The following is a 20,594-nucleotide window of genomic DNA, read 5'->3' on the forward strand; positions in this document are numbered from 1 at the left end:
GCGGGGCCTTCTGTCATCCGGGGATCCGGTTATCCTTCGGCCTTGCACGGCGTCAGTTCCGGCACCGCCCGCCCCTGCCTCCGCCCCAGCCACACCAGCCCAAGGCCGGACGCCGCCAGCAGCCCACCCGCCACCGGCACGGCGGCATAGCCCAGACCGGCGCTGATTACCGCCCCGCCAACCGCCGCCCCGATGGCATTGCCAAGGTTAAAGGCCCCGATGTTGATCGAGGAGGCCAGCCCCGGCGCGTCTGCCGCCACCTGCATCACCCGCATCTGTACCGGCGGAACGATGGCGAAGGCCGCCGCCCCCCACAGCAACAGGACTCCGGCAGCCCCGGCCGGATTGCCGATCACCAGCGGCATCGCCAGCATGATCAGCGCCAGCGCGCCAAGAAACAGTGCCGTCGCCCCATCCAGCGACCAGTCCGCCACCCGGCCCCCCACACCGTTGCCCACCGTAAAGCCAAGGCCGATCAGCACCAGCGCCACGGTCACGAACAGCCCGGACGCCTGTGTCAGCGTCTGCAACAGCGGCGCGACGTAGGTGTAGAGGGTGAACATGGCGCTGGAGCCCAGCACCGTGGTCAGCAGGGCAAGAAGCACCGGCGTGCGGGTCAGCACTGCCAGTTCCCGCCGCACCTGCGGCCGCTGGCCACGGTTACCCTTCGGCAGGGCCAGACCAAGGGCAACAATCGCCATCAGGCCCAGCACGGCGGTTCCGGCGAAGGACATCCGCCAGCCGATCTGTTGCCCGACCCATGTCGCCAACGGCACACCGCCGACGTTGGCGATGGTCAGCCCCATGAACATGGTGGCCACCGCACTGGCCCGCCGCTCCGGGCGGACCACACTGGCCGCCACCACCGCCCCAAGGCCGAAAAAGGCCCCGTGGTTCAGGCTGGTGATCAGGCGGGAGGCCAGCAGGCTCCAGTAATCCGGGGCCAGCGCCGACAGCAGGTTGCCAAGGGTGAAAATCGCCATCAGCCCGATCAGGGCGCTGCGGCGGCCAAACCGGCTGAACAGCAGGGTCATCACCGGGGCACCAAGGGTAACGCCGATGGCATAGGCGCTGACCAGCAGCCCGGCGGTGGGAATCGACACCTCGACCCCCTCGGCGATGACCGGCAACAGCCCCATCGGTGAAAATTCGGTGGTGCCGATCCCGAAGGCCCCGATTGCCAAGGCCAGCAGCGACCAGCGCCCGGAGTCCGGGGTGCCAGCGGCGGCGGCACTGGCGGCGGGGGTATCCTGATCTGTCTGCATCCTCGTCTTCCTCTGTCGTCCTCTGATCCTGCCGGGCGACACAGCCCCGGCCCATGCGTGGGAAAACAGATAGGCCCCCTGACAGACCTTGATAATTCAGTGCCGCGCCACATTATCTATGAAACCAATTCACAGATGAGGGGCCAGATGGACAACCGCGCCGGGGAAATGGACGTGTTCCTGCGGGTGGTGGACAGCGGCAGCTTCTCCGAGGCCGCCCGCCAGCTGCGGATGACCCCGTCCACCGTCTCCAAGCTGATCGGCCGGATTGAAGCCCGCCTCGGGGTCCGGCTGCTGGAACGGTCTACCCGCCGCCTGTCGCTGACGGCGGAGGGGCAGATTTACTATGACCGCAGCCAGACCCTGCTGGCCGATCTGGCGGAGATTGAACGCGATCTGGCGCACGGAGCGACCAGCCCCGGCGGCACCGTGCGTGTCACCGCCTCGGTCGGCTTTGGCATGGTGGCGGTGGAACCGCTGTTGCCCGCCTTCTGGCAGGCTTATCCCAACATCGTCGTCGATCTGTCGCTGTCCGACGAGATCATCGACCTGTATCTGGACCGCACCGATATCGCTTTCCGGGTCGGGGCGCTGTCCAGTTCCGCCCTCACCGCCCGGCGGCTGGGCACCGCCCCGCGCAAGTTTGTCGCCGCCCCGGCCTATCTGGCCCGGCATGGCACCCCGCGCAGCCTGCACGATCTGGCCGGGCACCGCTGCCTTGGCCTGAATTTCCGCCGGTCGGTGCCGCTGTGGGCCGGATATGCCGACTCCTGCCCGCTGCTGGCCAACAATGGCGAGACAGTCCGGCGGCTGGCGCTGGCCGGGATGGGGCTGGCCCGCATGGGCGAATTCCATATCCGCGAGGATCTGCGCTCCGGGGCACTGGTGGAGATCCTGCAAGGCGACAGCGCCGGGGACAGTATAGGCGACAGCGAGGATGTCCACATGCTGTTCCTTGGCACCGACCGTATGCCGCACCGGGTCCGCGCCTTCATCGACTTCATGGCTCCCCGGCTGAAGGCCTTTCTCGACGGCGGCCCCCTGACGCCATAAAGCAACAGGGCGGGATCCGGAGACCCCGCCCTGTGTCACGCCGACCGATTACCAGCTTCTGAACCGCGACGGCCGCCCGGCGGTCAGGCAGTCGGCGGCATCAACAATGCTCTGCACATCAATGTGATGATGGGCATACAGCTGGGCGATGGTGCCGCTCTGACCGAAATGCTCGACCCCCAGCGGATGCACGGCATGGCCGCCGACCCCGCCGATCCAGCTCAGCGTCGCCGGGTGGGCATCGATCACCGTCACCAGTCCGGCGTGGCGCGGCACCTGTGCCATCAGGGTATCAATGTGGCTGCGGGCCTCGCGGTCACCACGCATCCGCGCCCGGCGGGCGGCATGCCACGCCGCGCACAGGCGGTCGGCGGAGGTGACGGCCAGAACCGCAACATCGCGGCGGTCCTGCGCGATGCGCCCGGCGGCCTCAATCGCTTCCGGGGCGATACAGCCCTGATAGATCACCACCACCTCGCAGTTGGGGCCGGGGGCGCGCAGCCAGTAGGCCCCCTGAATCATCCCGTCCACCATCTCCGGCGTCAGGGTGCGCTGCGGCTGGTCCAGCTGGCGGGTGGTCAGGCGCAGGTAGACACTGCCGCCCTTCTCGTCGCGCAGCCAGGTGTTTTCCCGCTCCTCATCCCCTTCCCGCTGCACGTATTCAAACGACCACCGCATGATTTCCGCCAGTTCATCGACATAGGCGGGTTCAAAGCTGGCCAGACCGTCCTGCGCCATGCCGATCAGCGGCGAGTTCATCGACTGGTGCGCCCCGCCTTCCGGGGCCAGCGTGATCCCCGACGGCGTGGCGACCAGCAGGAAGCGGGCATCCTGATAGCAGGCGTAGTTCAGCGCATCCAGACCGCGGGCGATGAACGGGTCATAGACGGTGCCGACCGGAATGATCCGCTGCCCGAACACGCTGTGCGACAGGCCAAAGGCCGCCAGCGCGGTGAACAGGTTGTTTTCAGCGATCCCCAGTTCCAGATGCTGGCCGGTCAGGCTTTTTGCCCACTTCTGGGTCGATGGCACCTTCTGTTCGCGGAACACATCGGTGGTTTCCACGGTGCCGAACAGACCGCGCCGGTTGACCCAGCCGCCGAGGTTGGTGGAGACGGTCACATCCGGACTGGTGGTAATGATGCGGTCGGCCAGCGGCTCCTGCGATCCAGCCAGATCGTGCATGATCCGCCCGAAACCTTCCTGCGTCGAGGCGCGTTCCGGATTCTGGTACGACAGCGCCGCCGGAACCGGAATGCGGTCGCCCCGGAACCGGCGGGTGCCCCGGCTGTTGAACGGCACGGCGGACAGGAAGCGCTGAAGCTCCGTCGCCGCCACGTCAGATCCGGCGAACGGCTCCCACTCCAGCCCGGACGGAACGCCCATGGCGGTGCGGAACCCGGCCATCTGCGCCTCGTTCATCAGCCCGGCGTGGTTATCCTTATGGCCCTGCAACGGGGTGCCATAGCCCTTGATGGTATAGGCGATGAAGCAGGTCGGGCGGTCATGGTCGATGCCGTGGAAAGCCTCCAGCAGGCTCTTCAGGCAATGGCCGCCCAGATTGGTCATCAGGGTGTGCAGCTCGGCATCGCTGCGCCGCCCGATCAGGTCCAGCGCCGCGTTGTTTCCGGCCAGATCGGCGGTCAGGCGGGCGCGCCACGCGGTGCCTCCCTGCCATGTCAGGGCCGAGAACAGGGCGTTGGGGCAGCCGTCAATCCACTGCTTCAGGGCCTCGCCGCCCGGTTCGGCGAAAGCGGCCTGTTGCAGGGCCCCGTATTTCAGCTCCACCACCTCCCACTCCAGCGAGCGGAACACGGCGCGGATGCGGTCACTCAGGCCTTCCGACACCACGCCGTCAAGGCTCTGGCGGTTGTAATCGACGATCCACCAGGTGTTGCGCAGGGCGTGCTTGTGGCCTTCCTGCATCGCCTCGAAGATATTGCCTTCGTCCAGTTCAGCGTCGCCCATCAGGGCGATCATCCGGCCCTTGGGGGCGTTGCCGGTGGCGCTGCGGTCCCAGCCGTGGGCATGAACATAATCCTGCGTCAGGCTGGCAAAGGCGGTCATCGCCACCCCCATGCCGACCGAGCCGGTGGAGAAGTCGACGTCGTCCTTGTCCTTGGTCCGCGACGGGTAGGACTGCGCCCCGCCGAAGTTGCGGAAGTTTTCCAGCCGGTCGCGGGTCTGATGGCCCAGCAGGTACTGAATGGCGTGGAACACCGGGCTGGCATGCGGCTTGACCGCCACCCGGTCTTCCGGCCGCAGGACATGGAAGTACAGCGCCGTCATCAGCGACACCATCGACGCCGACGAGGCCTGATGCCCGCCGACTTTCAGGCCGTCGAGGTTGGGACGGATGTGGTTGGCGTTGTGGATGGTCCAGCAGGCCAGCCACAGCACCCGCTGTTCCAGCGCCTTCAGCACCCGCAGGGTGGTGGCATCGGGGGGCGGCGGAGCGGCGGCAACGGGCGGGCGGGTGGCGGTGGCAGGCATGCGGGGTGTCTCCGGGCTGGACGTGTCTTTCTTGGGACGTCAGGCACCGGGGGGACTTCTGCCCGTTCCGTACTTGTTGTTTTGTTGCGCTGACGACCCGGAAAGACTAACGAACTTTTCCGGAAATCTGGTTTCGATGTTGGGGCCGCTTTTCGCAGAGGCTGCGAGAAAGCCTCCCCCGCCGGTAATTTTCGGAAAGGCAGCCGTTTTTGTGGCTTACCCGGAGCGGTAGGGAAAGCCCATCCCGGCCAGCTCCGCCTCTTCGCCCGCCTGCTCCGCCGCTTTTGCCGCTGTTTTCGCCGGGCTGGCCGGGGCATCGGCACCGTGATCCTCTGGCTGTGATGACGGGGCCGCCGTCACCACGGTCTCAGACGATACCGCCGCCTCTTCCGCCGGGGCGGCCATCTCCTCCGCCGGATCGGCCCCGCCGCCCTCATCGCGGGCCAGCCGGGACAGGATATCCATTTCCAGCGCGAACAGATCAATGTCGGCGATCACCTCGACATCGGTGGTCTCATTGGAAAAACTGCGCAGCCACGGCGATTCCCGGTCGCGGGAGGTCAGGCGGTTGATCCCTTCCGCCGAGGCCCGCAGATCGTTCAGATGTTGGTCACTCAGCCCCGCCGCCAGCGTGCCGAGATAGGTGACATAGCGCATGAAGCCTTCCCGCAGGGCCACCGACTTGCCCAGCGGGTGGGCCGCCTGCGCACAGTGGGCCTCCGCCGTGGCCCGGATTTCGCGGATGCGGTCCAGCGCCACATCCAGCCCGACCCGGGTGACGTAGCGGCGCACCCGCTCCACTTCCCCGGCAATGCGGACCCGGGTCTCCGGGGTGATCGGCGTATCGGCGGTGCTTTGCAGCAGGGCCATCAGATTGGCCAGACGGTCAATATCGGCGATCAGCTCATCGGTCAGGCGCGGGCGGTCAATCGCCGGGCTGCTGAGCATGTGATCACGGCGGCGGCGGAACCGCCGGGCCGCATCATGCATGGCGGAGATCACTGTCTGCGCCTGCGCATCGGGGTTTTGCCGCGCATGCCGGTCTGCCATCGGCTCACCTCACTGTCTGCCTGCCATCGAATGCATACAGAATACAGGCAGACCACCGGTTTTTCACCTTATTCCGGCCCGGAAACATCATCAGCGGCCCCTCCCCTGAATGGAAAATGCCCGGGAATTGATCTCCCGGGCATTTCCGATCATCGCAGCAGAGGACCGTTACAGCGGCGCGGTGGCCTCTTTCAGCCAGTCCTGCGCCTCCGGCGGCACCTGCGGGCCGATTTCCTGCGCCACCCGCTGGTGGTAGGCATTCAGCCAGTCGCGCTCGTCCGCCGTCAGCAGGCTGACATCGATCAGCCGCTTATCGATCGGCACCAGCGTCAGGGTCTCGAACCCCAGCATGGTCCGCTCCGCCCCGTCCGGCTGCGGCTTGACCGGGCGCACGGCCTGAAGATTCTCGATGCGGATGCCGTATTCGCCATCCTTATAGTATCCCGGCTCGTTGGACAGGATCATCCCCGGCCGCAGGGCAATGGTGTTCGGGGCCTTGGAAATCCGCTGCGGCCCTTCATGCACCGACAGATAACTGCCGACGCCATGGCCGGTGCCGTGGTCGTAATCAACCCCGTCGGCCCACAGGAACTGCCGGGCCAGCACGTCCAGCTGGCTGCCGGTGGTGCCTTCGGGGAAGCGGGCCACCGCCAGGGCGATATGCCCCTTCAGCACCTGCGTGTAGCGGCGGCGCTGTTCCGCCGTCACCTTGCCGACGGCAATGGTGCGGGTGATGTCGGTGGTGCCGTCCACATATTGCCCGCCGCTGTCGAGCAGATAGACCGGACCGGAGGACAGCGGAATATTGCTGTCTTCCGTCGCCCGGTAATGGCAGATCGCGCCATGTTCCCCGGCACCGGAGATGGTGGCGAAGCTCTGATCGCGGTACAGGTTGATTTCCTTGCGGATCGCTTCCAGCCGGTCCGACACCGACAGTTCGGTCAGCGGCTCGTCCGCCGCCACCGCCGCATCCAGCCACGACAGGAAGCGGATCATCCCGACCGCATCCCGGCGGTGGGCCGCCCGGGCACCGTCCAGTTCCACCGCATTCTTGCAGGCCCGCGGAATCGCGCAGGGGTCATCCGCCTGCACCGCCACCGCCCCGGCCTGCGCCAGACGGTCGGAAATCGCCCAGGCCGCCGACAGACGGTCCAGCCGTACCACCTTCCCGGCCAGACGGTCCAGCGCCGGCAGGAAGGACGGCGGGGCATGGAAATTCACCCGGGCATCGCGGGCCAGATGCGCCCGCACATCACCGGTGATCTTGGCCGGATTGACGAACAGATCGATCAGTCCGTCAGCATGGACGATCACATAGCCCAGCAGGAACGGGGTGAACGGCAGGTCGGTGCCGCGCAGATTCAGCAGCCAGCACAGGCTTTCCGGCGCACTCAGCACCACCGCGTCCTGCCGGGCATCGCGCAGCACCCCGGCGATCCGGGCCAGTTTCTGCGCCACCGTCTCGCCGGTGTAGTCAAACGGCTGCACTTCCGCCGGATTGGTCTGCGGCTGCGGGCGGTCAGTCCACACCGCATCCAGCGGCGAGGACCCGACGGCGACCAGAGTCGCCCCGGCGGCTTCCACCGCACCGCGCAGGCGGGCCACCCCGTCCAGCGTATGCAGCCACGGATCGAACCCCACCACACTGCCGGTGCCGGTGGCTTCCAGCACCTCGGCCAGCCAGCGCTCCGGCGGCTGATCAATCAGGTGGCGGTATTCATACAGGGTGCCATCGGTCTGCTGGCGGACCTGAATCGTATAGCGGCCATCGGTGAAAATGGCGGCACGGTGGGTGGTGACCACCGCTATCCCCGCCGATCCGGTGAAGCCGGTCAGCCACGCCAGACGCTCATCTTCCGGCGGAACATACTCGCCCTGATGCTGATCGGACCGGGGCACCAGAAAGGCATCCAGTCCGCGGCGGGCCAGTTCGTCCCGCAGGGCTGTAAGGCGTTCGGCCTGAGCACGGCTATCCATACCAACTCTCTCCAGTGTCATCCCGTCCGCCATCCCGGCGGCAGCGCATCGCAGACCCGCCCGGACAGGACGGGAAGTCAGCGCCCGTCCTTCTCTATATCACATATCAGATGGATACGATGAAGGCACAGGCGGTCCTCCGGCGGGGACGCGCATCTTTTTGTCATGTATCCCCTTACCACCGCTCCGGCAAGGGTGGTCAGACGGATAATCCGCATGGCCGGACATATTCGGGTCCCCGGGGCCATACCGGGGTCCGGCAGGTGCCGGCAGTAGAGAAGCCCTGAAAAGCCACCCTGACCGGAAGGTCAAAAAACAGGCATCTGGACAAAATGCCCAATCCATGCGCAAATTGCATAGCTCATCGCCCAAACTGGGCCGGAATGCGGTTAACAAACCGCTAACCATGCATGACTCGCATTGCTGCACCGCAAAAGCTGCGCAACTATCTTTCGACGAGATCCTCTATACACTTGGACATCCCGATGACGCGACGGCGACGCCGCAGACCGGAGATACGGAATACCCCGGCCGCCCGGGGGTCCGCGCCGCGATGACGGTCCGCCAGATTTACCCACCTGACGGACAGCCGCAGCGCCAAGACCGGCGGAAACAGAAAAACACCTGCACGTCTGATCTTAATTCAAACGCTGCGGCACCCTATCGCTGATCGCCCCGCTTACCCACGGATGGCGTTCCGGCTTGATCCCGTGCCGCCGCACACACGGAGAATACCGATGTCTAACGTTTCTTTCATTGGCAACCTCGTCAACCGTTTCCACTCCTGGCGTGAACAGCTGCGCGAAGCTGACCTGCTGCGCAGCATGTCCGACCGCGAACTGTCCGATCTGGGCCTGACCCGTGGCGATGTGGAACGCGTGATTTCCGGCACCTACCTCGACAAGCGCGCCGCCAACGACGCCCGCCGTCTGGCCGCCTGATCACCTGACCGAGGGATTGCCCCCCCGCTGCCCTTAGAGCGTTTTCAGCAAAAGTGGACGCCGGTTTTGCGGTTGAAAACGCTCTAACTTTTTAAAAAGAGAGCATTTTCTTCGATTGACCGGCTTCCACTCAATCGGAAAATGCTCTAGCAGCAGGACAGACCTTACGAAAAACACCAGGGATGCCCCCGCATCCTTGGTGTTTTTTTTATTTCCACCCCCCTTTTTCCACCGGGATCCTGCTCCCGGCTATTGATCGCATACATCATAGCCAAACGCACTGTAACCCGCATGAAACCATGCACCCGGCGCAGCGCTGCACCGCGAAAACAGCGCAGGAAAGGTCACGGACTGTGACCTATATTCTTTCCAACGACAGATCCCGGCGCGATGCCAGACCCGGTGATGACGAACGGCGGATCCTCCGCCCCGCCACCGGCCCGATCAGCGCCAAACCCCGGAGTTTTGACCATGTCCATTTTCTCTTCCCTGATCTCGGCCCTCGTCCGTTGGCAGGAACAGCGCGCCGAACAGGTGCTGCTGCGCACCATGTCCGACCGTGGTCTGGCCGATATCGGCCTGACCCGTGGCGACGTGGAAAGCGTGCTGAACGGCTCCTACGAAGATCCGCGCGACGCCATCTTCGCCGCCCGCGCCGAAGCCCGTGCCCGCCGCGACGTCAAGGTTGACCAGATGCCGCAGCGTCTGGCCGCGTAATCCGCGCCCAACGGCTGTTTTTTCCCGTTTCCGGCACGCCGGAGCGTCGGGAGCGTTTTAAGCGGGCATCCGATCCGGTCCCCCGGTATCGCTGTCGGCTGAACCGCACCGGCCGGAGACGGGTTCCGGCGGGTTCCCTGCCCGTCCGGCCCTACTCCCGTTGCCTGCGCAGGCCGCAGAAACGGTGACCTCCCCCCACAAAAACGCCGGACCGGCCCTGCCGTCCGGCGTTTTTGCGTCTGCCTCTGGCCTTGCAAACCTTATGCAATCGGCGCTGTTTTTCCGCCTCCGCCCGCCGTATAGTGCCGCCGACGGAACACAGCAGACGCCCCGATCATGACTGCCCTGGCAGAACAACTTGATAGCGCCATCGCCATCACCGGCATCGCCCAGAGCATTTTCTTCATCGGCCTGTTGCGGGCCGAGGGACCGCGCGCGCATGCCGCCAACCGATGGCTGCGCCTGTTTCTGTCCGCCACCGCCCTGACCATGGTCGAGGTGGTGATGGCCGGACAGAAGCTGTACGGTAACGCCCCGTGGATGTTTCTGCTGACCCTGCCGCTGACTTTTGCGCTGGCACCGTCCATCATCCTTTACCTGAAGGCTCTGGCCGGGGAACCCAGCCGCCATCCGTGGCAACACCTGTTCCATGTGCCCCTGAGCATGCTGTTCACGCTGCCGATCCTGCTGCTGCCGCCGGAGATCAAGCTGAACATCATCAATGACGAATCGATCCCCGATGCTGATGCCACCCTGTTCCTGACCTGCATCCTGACCCTTGTGGTCTGGCTGCTGGTACAGACCACCGGCTACACCCTGCTGGGATGGCGGCTGCTGGCCCGCTACCGGCGGCGGCTGCGGCGGGATTTCGGCAATACCGACGAGACTCCGCTGTACTGGATGCGCTGGATCATGCTGTGCCTGACCGGGGTCTACGGCATCTATGCCATCAGCCAGATCGGATCCCTGCTGGAACTGTATTCCTCCCGCTGGCTGGATGTGGCGGTGACCTTCACGCAGGTGCTGATGGTCTTCCTGCTGGGATACCGCGGCCTGCGCACCCCGCTGCTGTTTACCGGGTCAGCCGATCAGGATTGCCCCGAACTTGAACAGCAGAATGCCCTTCAGGCCGCCGGTCCTGATGCCTCCCCCCTTCCCGCCGCGCCCCGGCGGCGGCGCAGCGTCCCCCTGCCGTCCACGGCGGCAATGACGGCACCCCGGAAACCCGCAGCCTGATTGACCCGGAGCTGGCCGCCAGCATTGCCGCCCGCCTGCTGGAGGCGATGACGCGCGACACCCCCTATCTGGATCCGCTGCTGACCCTGCCCCGGCTGGCCCTGAAGACCGGCACCACCGCCAATACGCTGTCAGCGGTCCTCAACCAGCATCTGGGCGTCAACTTCTTTGATTTCGTCAACGGCTACCGCGTCGATGATGCCGCCCGTCTGCTGCTGGCCTGCCCGGACCGCACCGTCCTCGACATTGCCATGGAGGTCGGCTTCAACTCCAAATCGACTTTCAATGCCGCTTTCAAGAAGCACACCGGCACCACCCCCAGCGCGTGGCGAAAAACCGGATCGGTCGTCAACGCCTGATCGGGGTGAAATCAATTCATTGTTTTAAAACACAAAAATGACCATCCGGACGAATTTCGCACTGTCCGGATGACCATTCGGACGCCGATTGGCGCGTCTGGACGTCCGAATGCATTGTATCGGACGCCACCTGTCTGAAAGCACGGCACTGTCTGCCCCGTCATCTTCCGGCCTGCCACCCCGACCGTCCCATCCGATGGGTCCGGCGGCTGAACCGGTCACCGATGGCCCCCTTGATGCCCCCTTACAGCGGCCTCTCACGGATCACTCCGAAGGACAGTCCCATGTCGCTTTCCCTTCCCACCCCTCCCCGCTTCATGACCCTGCCGCCCCGCTCCGCTGCGGCGGAGGGTGCCACCCGGCAGCCCTCGCTTCTGGGCGGCCTGATTCTGGCGGCCGGAATCGGGGCGCTGGTCGGTGCCGCCGTTCTGCTGCTGGCCGCCCCGGCGCAGGCGGCATCGGCACAGGTGCAGGCCCCGCCGGTCAAGCCGGGACAACCGGCCCCGGCCGGGCAGCAGCCGCCGATGACGTTCCCCTCACTTCAGGCCCCGCCGCCAACCGCCAACCCGTGGTTTGACGGGCAGTGGACCGCCGGCGCCGGGGCCGGGGTCTCCACCACCCTCTACAAGGGCGATGATGACAAGATCAGCCCGCTGCCAATCGTCAGCTTCGACAGCGAACGCCTGCACATCGGCACCGATGGCCTTGCCGTAACCGCCCTGACGCTGGGCGAGGCGTTTTCCATTTCCGCGCTGGCGGGATATCAGGACAAACCCTTCAAACAGAAGGACAGCCCGATGCTGCGCGGCCTGCACACCCGCAAGGCGGCGATTGAGGGCGGGGTCAGCGCCGAATACGCCACATCCCTCGGGGCGATCAGCCTGACCTATAAAACCGCCCTCAACGGCGCTTACCACGGTGGCAGCGTTGATCTGTCCTACGACTGGCAGATGGAACGCGACCGCTGGCGGCTGGGGGCCGGGGCCGGGCTGCTGTGGCAGAGCGCCGATCTGGTCGATTACTACGTCGGTGTCCGTAAGGACGAAGCCCGGACCGATCGCCGCGCCTATGACCCCAAGGCCGCCATCCTGCCCCATGTATCGTTGTCGGCGGGCTATGCCCTGAACCCCGGCAAGACATGGTGGCTGAACGCCGGGCTGGAGGTGACCCAGCTGCCGAAGGAATACACCGACAGCCCGATTGTCGATGCCGACGCCATCATCGGCGGCATGCTGGGAATCACCTACACCTTCTAAAGATTGTTACCGCTGAAGGGCTCAGCGTCCGATCGTGCCCATGACCTCAAGCGGGTAGCGGGCCCCGGCGGCCACCTGCGGCGGAAAGACCCGGTCCAGCCGGATCCGGTCTTCCCCTGTCAGGCTCAGCCCGGCGGCGGCGATGTTGTCCCCCAGCCAGCGGCGGCGCTTGGTCCCGGGGATCGGCACCATGTGCGGGTCCTGCGCCAGCACCCACGCCAGAGCAAGCTGGGAGGCGGTGACGCCGCGCTCTGCCGCCATCTCCCGCAGGGTGTCAACCAGACGCAGGTTGCGGGTGAAGTTCTCGCCCTGAAAGCGCGGGCTGTGGCGGCGGTAATCATCCGGGGCGAAATCATCGGGGCTTTTCAGCTCCCCGGTCAGGAAGCCCCGGCCCAGCGGGGAATAGGGCACAAAGCCGATGCCCAGTTCCCGGCAGGTATCGAGGACGCCGTCCTCTTCCGGGTCGCGGGTCCACAGGGAATATTCGCTCTGGACGGCGGTGACGGGATGAACGGCATGGGCGCGGCGGATGGTCCCGGCAGAGGCCTCCGACAGGCCGATGAAGCGGATCTTGCCGTCCGCCACCAGCCCGGCCAGCGCCCCGACGGTGTCTTCCACCGGCACGGCGGGGTCGATGCGGTGCTGGTAGTACAGGTCGATCCGGTCGGTGCGCAGGCGGCGCAGACTGCCTTCCACCGACTGGCGGATGTACTCCGGGCGGCCGTTGACACCCCGGACCTGCGGCCGGGCCGGATCGCGGAGGATGCCGCACTTGGTGGCCAGAAACACCCGCTGCCGGTGCGGGGCCAGCACCTCTCCCACCAGCTCTTCGTTGGTGTAGGGGCCATACATGTCGGCGGTATCGAACAGGGTGATCCCCTGTTCCACCGCCTGTTCAAGGGTGGCAACCGCTTCCGGGCGGTCCTGCCCGGTGGAGTAAAAGTCGGTCATGCCCATGCAGCCCAGCCCGATGGCGGAAACCTGCGGGCCGGACGGGCCCAGAGTACGTGTGTGCATCAGAAGGCTCCTGCGTCGTCTTCCTTCAGAAAGACCGGTGATCAGGCCCTGACGATGACTGTTTCCCGGGGACCGATAAATCAGGAAATCGGTTCCTCATTGTTCAAAGATCGTTTCTAATTCCGGTACGGATACAGGTGAGGATCATGGACCGTATTCAGGCGATGCAGATTTTCGTTCAGGTGGTGACTCAGGGCAGCTACAGCCGCGCCGCCACCCTGATGGGCGTGCCCCGCGCCGCCGCCACGCAGGCAGTGCAGCAGCTGGAGGCGCGGCTGGGCGTGCGCCTGCTCAACCGCACCACCCGCCACGTCAGCCTGACGCTGGACGGTGACCTGTACTTTCAGCGCTGTCAGGTGATTCTGGGTGATCTGGAAGACGCGGAGTCCACCTTCCGGGCCGGGCGCAGCCTGCCGAAGGGGCGGCTGCGGGTGGATCTGCCGGGCTCCCTCGGGCGGCTGCTGGTGATTCCGGCCCTGCCCGACTTCTCCCGCCGCTACCCGGACATCACGCTGGAGCTGGGAATCCGTGACCGGCCGGTTGATCTGGCCCGTGAAGGGGTGGACTGTGTGCTGCGGGCCGGGGATATCAGCGATACCTCGCTGGTGTGCCGCCCGATCGGGGTGCTGGAGCAGATCACCGCCGCCAGCCCGGACTACCTGAAGCGCCACGGCACCCCCGCCACCCCGCAGGATACCGCCGGGCACCGCATGGTCGGTTACCCGTCCAGCCGCACCGGCCGCCCGTATGAGCTTGAGTTCGTCGAAGGAGGCATCCTGACCCAGATTGCCGCCCCCACCAGCATCACCATCAACGATGCCGGGGCTTATATCGCCGCCGGGGTGGCCGGGTTCGGGCTGGTACAGGGGCCGCGCTATCACCTCGATCCGCTGATCGCCTCCGGTCAGATGGTGGAGGTCCTGCCCGGCGTCCGGCCCCCGGCAATGCCGCTGTCGGTGCTGTATCCGCCGGGGCGCCACCGCCTGCCGCGCCTGCGGGTGTTCATCGACTGGCTGTGTGCGACGCTGGCCCCTTCAGCCGTCGCGGTGGCGGCGGAGTAAAGGCAACGCCTGGAACGGGCCGGATCACTCCGGCCCGTGCAGGTGCCGTTTCATCCGGCGCAGGCCATAGGCCACCGCCAGCACCACGGCGGGGATCGCCACCAGTGCCGTGATATCGGGGTCCAGCGGCAGACCCGCCGCCTTGCCGCCCTTCAGCAGATAGCCGATCAGCCCCCATGCATAATAGCTGATCGCCACCACCGACAGGCCTTCCACCGTCTCCTGAAGCCGGAGCTGAAGCTGGGCGCGGCGGTTCATACTGCGCAGCAGGTCGCGGTTGTTTTCTTCCAGCGCGATATCGACCCGGGTGCGCAGCAGGTCGGAGGCCCGCGCCACCCGGCGGCCCAGCGCATCGGCCCGGTTGGCCATCGCCTCCACCGTGCGCATCGCCGGGGAGAAGCGACGGTCCATGAACTCGGTCAGGGTCTGCAACCCCGGCAGCCGGTCCTGCCGCAGATCCAGCAGGCAGCGGCTGACAATCTCGGCATAGGCCCGCGCCGCGCCGAAACGGTAGGAATGTTCGGCCATCAGCCATTCCACCTCCGCCGCCACCGTGGTCAGGGCTGACAGCACCTCGCGGTCCTCGCCTTCCTTCAGCGGTCCGGCCATGCGGGCGCTCAGGGCGGCCGTACTGTGTTCCAGCCGCGACAAGGTGCCGCCGAGGTCCCGCGCAATCGGCAGCGCCAGCAGCGCTTTCATGCGGTAGGTCTCAATTTCCAGCAGCCGTTGCAGGTGCCGCCCGATCTGGCCCGGGGTCAGCTCCCCCGCCGTCATCAGGATGCGGGCGAAACCGTCGCCATGCAGGTGGAAATCGCTCCATGCGGAGGCCGCCCCGCCGCCGATCCGTGCCCCGGTCACCAGATGCCCGGCGAACAGCGCCGGAAGATCCGGCACCGCATCGCCCGGCAGCACCGCCGCATGCACCGCCACCAGCACCTGCCCCGGCAGGTCGCGCAGCCAGTCGGCCGGCACCCGCGACAGCGCGGTTTCGGCAAAGGGATCTTCCGTCAGCGGCGCGAACAGGTAAAAGGTGAAGCTGGCAAACTCGGTATGCTGCTCCCAGCGCAGGCGCAGCCCGCCGCCGAGATCGCGCGAGGCATGGGTGGCTCCTGCCCGGGGGGGTGGGACGCCGCAGCTGTCCAATAGCCGGTGCAGATGGTCCAGCGCCATCCCGGCCCCGCTGACCCCGTCTTCCAGCATGACGGCGATATGGCTGACCCGTACCGGGGCCGAGACCACCTCGTAGGGCCGGGCGTGGACTTCCCACGCCAGCGCCTGCCGCAACGGATGATCCGGCATCGCCCCCGGACCAGCCTGCGGTCTTGTCTCTGGCATGATCGCTCCTTCCCTGTTTTTATTCCCGGTACCGGGAAACACTGGTCAGGCTTCTGGAAAGGCTCCATAGTGCCAGACCGCCCCATCGCCTGCGGTTGCGGATGAGGATGGGTGACCTTAGGTAAACTGACAACCGCCCACAGGAGTAGGAGCGCCGCATGGCCGACCTCGCCGTTACCGAAGATCTGTTCTTCACCCGCGCCGGACTGGACAAGGATGGGGCGCTGCGGTCCCTGACCTCGGCGCTGGAGGGCATGGACGACGGCGAGCTGTATCTGGAATACCGGCAGTCCGAGGCCGTCAGTCTGGATGACGGCAAGATCCGCTCCGCCACCTTTGACACCGCACAGGGCTTCGGCCTGCGGGCGGTGGCGGGGGAAACGGCGGGCTACGCCCATGCCTCCACCCTCGACAATGCCTCGATCGAGCGCGCCGCCGAAACGGTGAAGGCCGTGCGCGGCGGCCATTCCGGTACGCTGGCGGCCGGGCCGGTCGGCACCAATCAGGCGCTGTACACCGACCTTAACCCGATTGCCCCGGTGCCGTTCGAGACCAAGGTCAAACTGCTGTCGGAAATTGACGCCTATGCCCGCAGCCGTGACCCGCGGGTGAAGCAGGTGATGGCCTCGGTGGTCGGCTCGTGGCAGGCGGTGCATATCCTGCGTCCGGATGGGGCGGCGGCGGACATCCGCCCGCTGGTGCGCCTGAACGTGACGGTGATGGTGGAACACGGCGGGCGGCTGGAAACCGGCACCCATGGCCTTGGTGGCCGCACCGGCTTTGACATGATCCTCGACGAGGCGACCTGGAAGGCCGCCACCGACGAGGCCCTGCGGCAGGCGCTGGTCAATCTGGACAGCATCGACGCCCCCGCCGGGGAAATGCCGGTGGTGCTCGGCCCCGGCTGGCCCGGTGTGCTGCTGCACGAAGCCATCGGCCACGGTCTGGAAGGCGACTTCAACCGCAAGAAGACCTCAGCCTTCTCCGATCTGCTCGGCAAACGGGTGGCCGCCCCCGGCGTAACGGTGGTGGATGACGGCACCCTGCCCGACCGCCGGGGATCGCTGACCATCGACGACGAAGGCACCCCGACCAGCCGCACCGTGCTGATCGAGGATGGCATCCTGACCGGCTATCTGTTCGACCGGATGAATGCCCGGCTGATGGGGATGAAGCCGACCGGCAACGGCCGCCGCCAGTCTTACGCCCACAAGCCGATCCCGCGCATGACCAACACCTTCATGCTGGGCGGCAAGGATGACCCGAAGGACATCCTCGGCAGCGTCAAGAAGGGCCTGTACGCGGTGAACTTCGGCGGCGGACAGGTGGATATCGTGTCGGGGAAGTTCGTGTTTTCCTGCACCGAAGCCTACCTGATCGAAGACGGCAGGATCACCGCCCCGGTGAAGGGCGCAACCCTGATCGGCAACGGGCCGGATGTGCTGACCCGCGTCTCGATGATCGGCAACGACATGGCGCTGGACCCCGGCATCGGCACCTGCGGCAAGGATGGTCAGGGCGTTGCCTGCGGCGTCGGCCAGCCGACCCTGAAGGTGGACCTGCTGACCGTCGGCGGCACCAGTGTTTAAGCCTTCGGCTTAAACACTGGGTTTTGGGTGGTCCCTCAGACGGCGGGCGCGGACGTCCGTCCGCTTGCCTCACGCGCCCACGCGGGCGCGGGGCCTCAATGGCCCAGTCGCTGCGCTCCGTTGTTTTGTGGAGTCCTTCAAACGCAAGACTCGGGCCTTCTTCAAATGCCCCACGCAACAAGAACGGCGGCAGGCCCTTTCCGGCCCGCCGCCATTTTTCTGTCTGACCTGTCCCTGCCTGATTACTGCGCGGTCCAGCCGCCATCCACCGGCAGGGTGGTGCCGGTGATGTTGTGGGCGGCTTCCGAACACAGGAACGCCGCCAGCGCCCCGATGTCTTCCGGGGTCGAGAACCGCTTCGACGGCTGCTTTTCGCCCACCAGAGACCGTTCCCCCTCCAGCAGGCTGCCGCCCACAAGCGCGGCGCGGGCCTCGATCTGTGGCTGCACCAGCGGGGTCTTCACCCAGCCGGGGCAGATGGCGTTACAGGTGATGTTGGCCTCGGCATTTTCCAGCGCCACCACCTTGGTCAGGCCGACCACGCCATGCTTGGCCGCCACATAGGCCGCCTTGTGGATCGACCCCACCAACCCGTGGACCGAGGCGGTGTTGATGATCCGCCCCCAGCCCCGCGCCTGCATCCCCGGCAGGGCGGCGCGGATGGTGTGGAAGTACGACGACAGGTTGATAGCCAGAATCGCATCCCACTTCGCCACCGGAAAATCCTGCGTCGCGGCCACATGCTGGATGCCGACATTGTTGACCAGAATATCCACCCGGCCAAAGGCGGCCTCGGTCTCGGCAATCAGGGTGGAACAGGCATCGGCCTGCGACAGGTCCCCGGCGTTGAAACGCACGTCAACCTTGAATTCCTTTTCCATCGACGCCCGCAGCCGTTCCAGATCCGCCGGATCGCCGAAGCCGTTGATCATCACATTGGCGCCCTGTGCCGCCAGCGACCGGGCAATACCCAGACCGATGCCGCTGGTGGACCCGGTGACAACGGCGCTCTTGCCTTTCAGCATTGTCTCACTCTCCTGTTCGGTTCTGTTGGCCCCGGTCAGCGGGGCTTGAAAAACGCCTCGGCGGTGCTGCGGGCGGTGGTCTTGCGGGCAATCGCGTCGCGGGCGCGGGCAATTTCCGCCTCCAGATCGGCGATATACTCGTTGAGTTGGTCCAGCCCCATCACCTCCAGATCGCGTCTGGCGGCGGGGGCCGGTCCCAGAAAGCTGCCTGCCAGCGGGCGGGGCGGATCAAGGTCGTCGGTGTCCATCGTCGTCTCCTGCGGGTGCCGGGTACGGGCCGGGTGGAAAAAGACCCTTGCGCCCAAGGGTGCCGGGTCAGAGACTGTCTGGCAAGCTTTTCAGACTGTTCCGCCCAGACCGGGAGACCCCTGCATGACCACCGCCCTGCCCCCGGCCCCCGCCGCCACCATGGCCTGCATCACCATCACCGGCCCCGGCGGGCCGGAGGTTCTGGTTCCGGCAGAGCGGCCGGTGCCGCAGCCCGGCCCGGGGGAAGTGTTGATCGCCGTGGCCGCCGCCGGGGTCAACCGCCCGGATGTGATCCAGCGGCAGGGCAGCTATCCGCCGCCGCCCGGCGCGTCGGACCTGCCGGGGCTGGAGGTGGCGGGCACCGTGGTTGCCGTCGGCCCGGATGTCACCGCCCCGCAGGTGGGCGACACCGTCTGTGCCCTGCTGACCGGCGGCGGTTACGCCAGCCATGCCATCGCCGCCGCGCCGCTGTGCCTGCCGGTGCCCGCCGGGCTGTCGCTGACCGAGGCCGCCGCCCTGCCGGAGACCCTGTTCACCGTCTGGCATAATGTGTTTGAACGGGCCGCCCTGAAGGCCGGGGAAACCCTGCTGATCCACGGCGGATCATCCGGCATCGGCACCACCGCCATCCAGCTGGCGGCGGCGCTGGGGGCGCGGGTGATCGTCACCGCCGGCAGTGCCGAAAAATGCGCCGCCTGCGTGGCGCTGGGGGCGGACCGGGCCATCAATTACCGCGAGGAAGACTACGTCGCGGTGTTCAAAGAGGCCGGTCTGAGCGCCGATGTGGTGCTGGATATGGTCGGCGGCGACTACATCGGCCGCGACCTGAAGCTGATGGCGGTGGAAGGGCGGCATGTGAACATCGCCTTCCTCAACGGGTCAAAAATCCAGATCGACATGATGCCGGTGATGTTGAAGCGCCTGTCGCTGCTGGGCTCCACCCTGCGGCCGCAGCCGGTGGCCAACAAGGCACGGATGGCGGAGGGGCTGCGCGCCACCGTCTGGCCGCTGATCGAGGCCGGAAGGCTGAAGCCGCAGATCCACGCCACCTTCCCGCTGGAACAGGCCGCCGCCGCCCATGCGATGATGGAAAGCAGCACCCATATCGGCAAGATCGTGCTGACGGTGGAATAAAAAATTTACCGCCCGCAAACCCGCATAAACAGGCTGTTTTACCCTTGAAGGGCCATCGCAACCCTTGTTTGAGGGCGCAATTTACCGTAAAGGAACAGGTCTGAATATGTTTACAGGTTTTTTCCGAAAGGGATTGTGACATGGCGCTGCCGCTCATGCCGAAGGCAACAGCCGTCTGGCTGGTGGAAAACACCGCTCTGACCTTCGAACAGATCGCCGCCTTCTGCGGCATGCATGAACTTGAGGTGCAGGCCATTGCCGATGGCGAAGTCGCCGCCGGGATCGTCGGGCTTGACCCGCTGGCCAACGGCCAGCTGACCAAGCAGGAACTGGAACGCTGCGAGAAGGAACCGCGCTTCCGTCTGGTGCTCAGCGCATCCGATATTCCGCGCCCGCAGGCCCGCGCCAAGGGGGCCCGCTACACCCCGGTGTCCAAGCGTCACGACCGCCCCGACGCCATCGCATGGCTGCTGAAGCACCACCCGGAACTGACCGACGCCCAGATTTCCAAGCTGATCGGCACCACCAAGCCGACCATCAGCACCGTGCGCGACAAGTCGCACTGGAACGCCGCCAACATCAAGGCGCGTAACCCGGTGACGCTGGGCCTGTGTTCGGAAATGGATCTGGAAAAGGAAATCGCCCTGGCACCGCGCCGTGCCGGTGTGGTGGTTGCCCCGCAGGTCGATTATGCCACCGAAGCGGAACAGACCTTTGATCACGAGCGGGAGCGCGAACGTGAACGCGAACGGCAGGAAGAGGCCGACAGCGCCGTTCCGGCCTTCCTGCGCACCGGCCCGGTCAAGCGGGACGAAAACGAGGACGACGGCTTCTGAT

The 20,594-nt window shown here is 66.2% G+C and carries 18 protein-coding genes; 10 read left to right on the forward strand and 8 right to left on the reverse strand.

Annotated features, from left to right (window positions below):
- Positions 1-29 precede the first annotated feature (29 nt).
- Positions 30-1,265 (reverse strand): MFS transporter, encoded by a 1,236-nt coding sequence (locus FHS48_RS14910; RefSeq protein ID WP_260402506.1) that lies wholly within the window; start codon positions 1,263-1,265, stop codon positions 30-32.
- Between the two features lie 147 nt (positions 1,266-1,412).
- Between FHS48_RS14910 and FHS48_RS14915 the strand changes: the two genes are divergently transcribed.
- Positions 1,413-2,318 carry a LysR family transcriptional regulator gene (locus FHS48_RS14915; protein ID WP_184264454.1) on the forward strand — a complete coding sequence of 302 codons (906 nt, stop codon included), beginning with the start codon at positions 1,413-1,415 and terminating at the stop codon, positions 2,316-2,318.
- A 48-nt stretch (positions 2,319-2,366) separates the two neighbouring features.
- On the opposite strand, the gene FHS48_RS14920 is transcribed toward FHS48_RS14915, so the two are convergent.
- From FHS48_RS14920 to FHS48_RS14930, 3 genes are all read right to left on the reverse strand, one after another.
- Positions 2,367-4,811: a 1-deoxy-D-xylulose-5-phosphate synthase N-terminal domain-containing protein gene (locus FHS48_RS14920; protein WP_184264455.1), complete on the reverse strand. Its 2,445-nt coding sequence runs from the start codon at positions 4,809-4,811 to the stop codon at positions 2,367-2,369.
- A gap of 216 nt (positions 4,812-5,027) precedes the next feature.
- The gene (locus tag FHS48_RS14925; RefSeq protein WP_184264457.1) at positions 5,028-5,861 is read right to left on the reverse strand and encodes a hypothetical protein; all 834 of its coding nucleotides are present in this window, start codon (positions 5,859-5,861) and stop codon (positions 5,028-5,030) included.
- Positions 5,862-6,029: 168 nt separating this feature from the next.
- Positions 6,030-7,838, reverse strand: a complete 1,809-nt coding sequence (locus tag FHS48_RS14930) for an aminopeptidase P family protein (protein ID WP_184264459.1) — start codon at positions 7,836-7,838, stop codon at positions 6,030-6,032.
- A 737-nt stretch (positions 7,839-8,575) separates the two neighbouring features.
- On the opposite strand from FHS48_RS14930, the gene FHS48_RS14935 reads away from it, so the two are divergent.
- From FHS48_RS14935 to FHS48_RS14955, 5 genes are all read left to right on the forward strand, one after another.
- Positions 8,576-8,779 (forward strand): DUF1127 domain-containing protein, encoded by a 204-nt coding sequence (locus FHS48_RS14935; RefSeq protein ID WP_019644350.1) that lies wholly within the window; start codon positions 8,576-8,578, stop codon positions 8,777-8,779.
- 471 nt (positions 8,780-9,250) lie between these two features.
- Complete coding sequence (locus FHS48_RS14940) at positions 9,251-9,496, forward strand: DUF1127 domain-containing protein (RefSeq protein WP_184264461.1); 246 nt, start codon at positions 9,251-9,253, stop codon at positions 9,494-9,496.
- Between the two features lie 336 nt (positions 9,497-9,832).
- The gene (locus FHS48_RS14945) at positions 9,833-10,732 is read left to right on the forward strand and encodes a hypothetical protein (protein ID WP_184264463.1); all 900 of its coding nucleotides are present in this window, start codon (positions 9,833-9,835) and stop codon (positions 10,730-10,732) included.
- A gap of 47 nt (positions 10,733-10,779) precedes the next feature.
- Positions 10,780-11,091: a helix-turn-helix domain-containing protein gene (locus FHS48_RS14950; protein WP_184264465.1), complete on the forward strand. Its 312-nt coding sequence runs from the start codon at positions 10,780-10,782 to the stop codon at positions 11,089-11,091.
- Between the two features lie 284 nt (positions 11,092-11,375).
- Entirely contained in the window at positions 11,376-12,347 is a 972-nt protein-coding gene (locus FHS48_RS14955) for a MipA/OmpV family protein (RefSeq protein ID WP_184264467.1), read from the forward strand.
- Positions 12,348-12,368: 21 nt separating this feature from the next.
- Here the strand turns inward: FHS48_RS14955 and FHS48_RS14960 are convergent, their stop codons facing one another.
- On the reverse strand, positions 12,369-13,364 hold the full coding sequence (locus FHS48_RS14960; RefSeq protein ID WP_184264468.1) for an aldo/keto reductase: 996 nt from the start codon (positions 13,362-13,364) through the stop codon (positions 12,369-12,371).
- Positions 13,365-13,510: 146 nt separating this feature from the next.
- On the opposite strand from FHS48_RS14960, the gene FHS48_RS14965 reads away from it, so the two are divergent.
- Complete coding sequence (locus tag FHS48_RS14965) at positions 13,511-14,425, forward strand: LysR family transcriptional regulator (protein ID WP_184264470.1); 915 nt, start codon at positions 13,511-13,513, stop codon at positions 14,423-14,425.
- A 24-nt stretch (positions 14,426-14,449) separates the two neighbouring features.
- On the opposite strand, the gene FHS48_RS14970 is transcribed toward FHS48_RS14965, so the two are convergent.
- Complete coding sequence (locus FHS48_RS14970) at positions 14,450-15,760, reverse strand: DUF3422 family protein (protein WP_184264473.1); 1,311 nt, start codon at positions 15,758-15,760, stop codon at positions 14,450-14,452.
- Between the two features lie 158 nt (positions 15,761-15,918).
- Here FHS48_RS14970 and tldD point away from each other — a divergent pair, with 158 nt between their 5' ends.
- On the forward strand, positions 15,919-17,349 hold the full coding sequence (tldD, locus tag FHS48_RS14975) for a metalloprotease TldD (protein ID WP_184264474.1): 1,431 nt from the start codon (positions 15,919-15,921) through the stop codon (positions 17,347-17,349).
- Between the two features lie 242 nt (positions 17,350-17,591).
- On the opposite strand, the gene FHS48_RS14980 is transcribed toward tldD, so the two are convergent.
- Entirely contained in the window at positions 17,592-18,374 is a 783-nt protein-coding gene (locus tag FHS48_RS14980) for a 3-hydroxybutyrate dehydrogenase (RefSeq protein WP_184264476.1), read from the reverse strand.
- Between the two features lie 35 nt (positions 18,375-18,409).
- Positions 18,410-18,622: a DUF1192 domain-containing protein gene (locus FHS48_RS14985; protein ID WP_184264478.1), complete on the reverse strand. Its 213-nt coding sequence runs from the start codon at positions 18,620-18,622 to the stop codon at positions 18,410-18,412.
- 124 nt (positions 18,623-18,746) lie between these two features.
- Between FHS48_RS14985 and FHS48_RS14990 the strand changes: the two genes are divergently transcribed.
- Together FHS48_RS14990 and FHS48_RS14995 are read left to right on the forward strand one after the other, a co-directional pair.
- The gene (locus tag FHS48_RS14990) at positions 18,747-19,757 is read left to right on the forward strand and encodes an NAD(P)H-quinone oxidoreductase (RefSeq protein ID WP_184264480.1); all 1,011 of its coding nucleotides are present in this window, start codon (positions 18,747-18,749) and stop codon (positions 19,755-19,757) included.
- 140 nt (positions 19,758-19,897) lie between these two features.
- Positions 19,898-20,593, forward strand: a complete 696-nt coding sequence (locus FHS48_RS14995) for a DUF1013 domain-containing protein (protein ID WP_184264482.1) — start codon at positions 19,898-19,900, stop codon at positions 20,591-20,593.
- Position 20,594 lies beyond the last annotated feature (1 nt).

Source organism: Novispirillum itersonii (assembly GCF_014205675.1).
Lineage (GTDB): Bacteria > Pseudomonadota > Alphaproteobacteria > Rhodospirillales > Rhodospirillaceae > Novispirillum > Novispirillum itersonii_A.

Coding starts and splice junctions, on each gene's coding strand:
- FHS48_RS14965 (WP_184264470.1), top strand. CDS start 13,511: ATGGACCGTATTCAGGCGATGCAGATTTTCGTTCAGGTGGTGACTCAG.
- FHS48_RS14995 (WP_184264482.1), top strand. CDS start 19,898: ATGGCGCTGCCGCTCATGCCGAAGGCAACAGCCGTCTGGCTGGTGGAA.
- tldD (WP_184264474.1), top strand. CDS start 15,919: ATGGCCGACCTCGCCGTTACCGAAGATCTGTTCTTCACCCGCGCCGGA.
- FHS48_RS14925 (WP_184264457.1), bottom strand. CDS start 5,861: ATGGCAGACCGGCATGCGCGGCAAAACCCCGATGCGCAGGCGCAGACA.
- FHS48_RS14970 (WP_184264473.1), bottom strand. CDS start 15,760: ATGCCAGAGACAAGACCGCAGGCTGGTCCGGGGGCGATGCCGGATCAT.
- FHS48_RS14985 (WP_184264478.1), bottom strand. CDS start 18,622: ATGGACACCGACGACCTTGATCCGCCCCGCCCGCTGGCAGGCAGCTTT.
- FHS48_RS14990 (WP_184264480.1), top strand. CDS start 18,747: ATGACCACCGCCCTGCCCCCGGCCCCCGCCGCCACCATGGCCTGCATC.
- FHS48_RS14980 (WP_184264476.1), bottom strand. CDS start 18,374: ATGCTGAAAGGCAAGAGCGCCGTTGTCACCGGGTCCACCAGCGGCATC.
- FHS48_RS14910 (WP_260402506.1), bottom strand. CDS start 1,265: ATGCAGACAGATCAGGATACCCCCGCCGCCAGTGCCGCCGCCGCTGGC.
- FHS48_RS14935 (WP_019644350.1), top strand. CDS start 8,576: ATGTCTAACGTTTCTTTCATTGGCAACCTCGTCAACCGTTTCCACTCC.
- FHS48_RS14940 (WP_184264461.1), top strand. CDS start 9,251: ATGTCCATTTTCTCTTCCCTGATCTCGGCCCTCGTCCGTTGGCAGGAA.
- FHS48_RS14950 (WP_184264465.1), top strand. CDS start 10,780: ATGACGCGCGACACCCCCTATCTGGATCCGCTGCTGACCCTGCCCCGG.
- FHS48_RS14920 (WP_184264455.1), bottom strand. CDS start 4,811: ATGCCTGCCACCGCCACCCGCCCGCCCGTTGCCGCCGCTCCGCCGCCC.
- FHS48_RS14960 (WP_184264468.1), bottom strand. CDS start 13,364: ATGCACACACGTACTCTGGGCCCGTCCGGCCCGCAGGTTTCCGCCATC.
- FHS48_RS14955 (WP_184264467.1), top strand. CDS start 11,376: ATGTCGCTTTCCCTTCCCACCCCTCCCCGCTTCATGACCCTGCCGCCC.
- FHS48_RS14930 (WP_184264459.1), bottom strand. CDS start 7,838: ATGGATAGCCGTGCTCAGGCCGAACGCCTTACAGCCCTGCGGGACGAA.
- FHS48_RS14945 (WP_184264463.1), top strand. CDS start 9,833: ATGACTGCCCTGGCAGAACAACTTGATAGCGCCATCGCCATCACCGGC.
- FHS48_RS14915 (WP_184264454.1), top strand. CDS start 1,413: ATGGACAACCGCGCCGGGGAAATGGACGTGTTCCTGCGGGTGGTGGAC.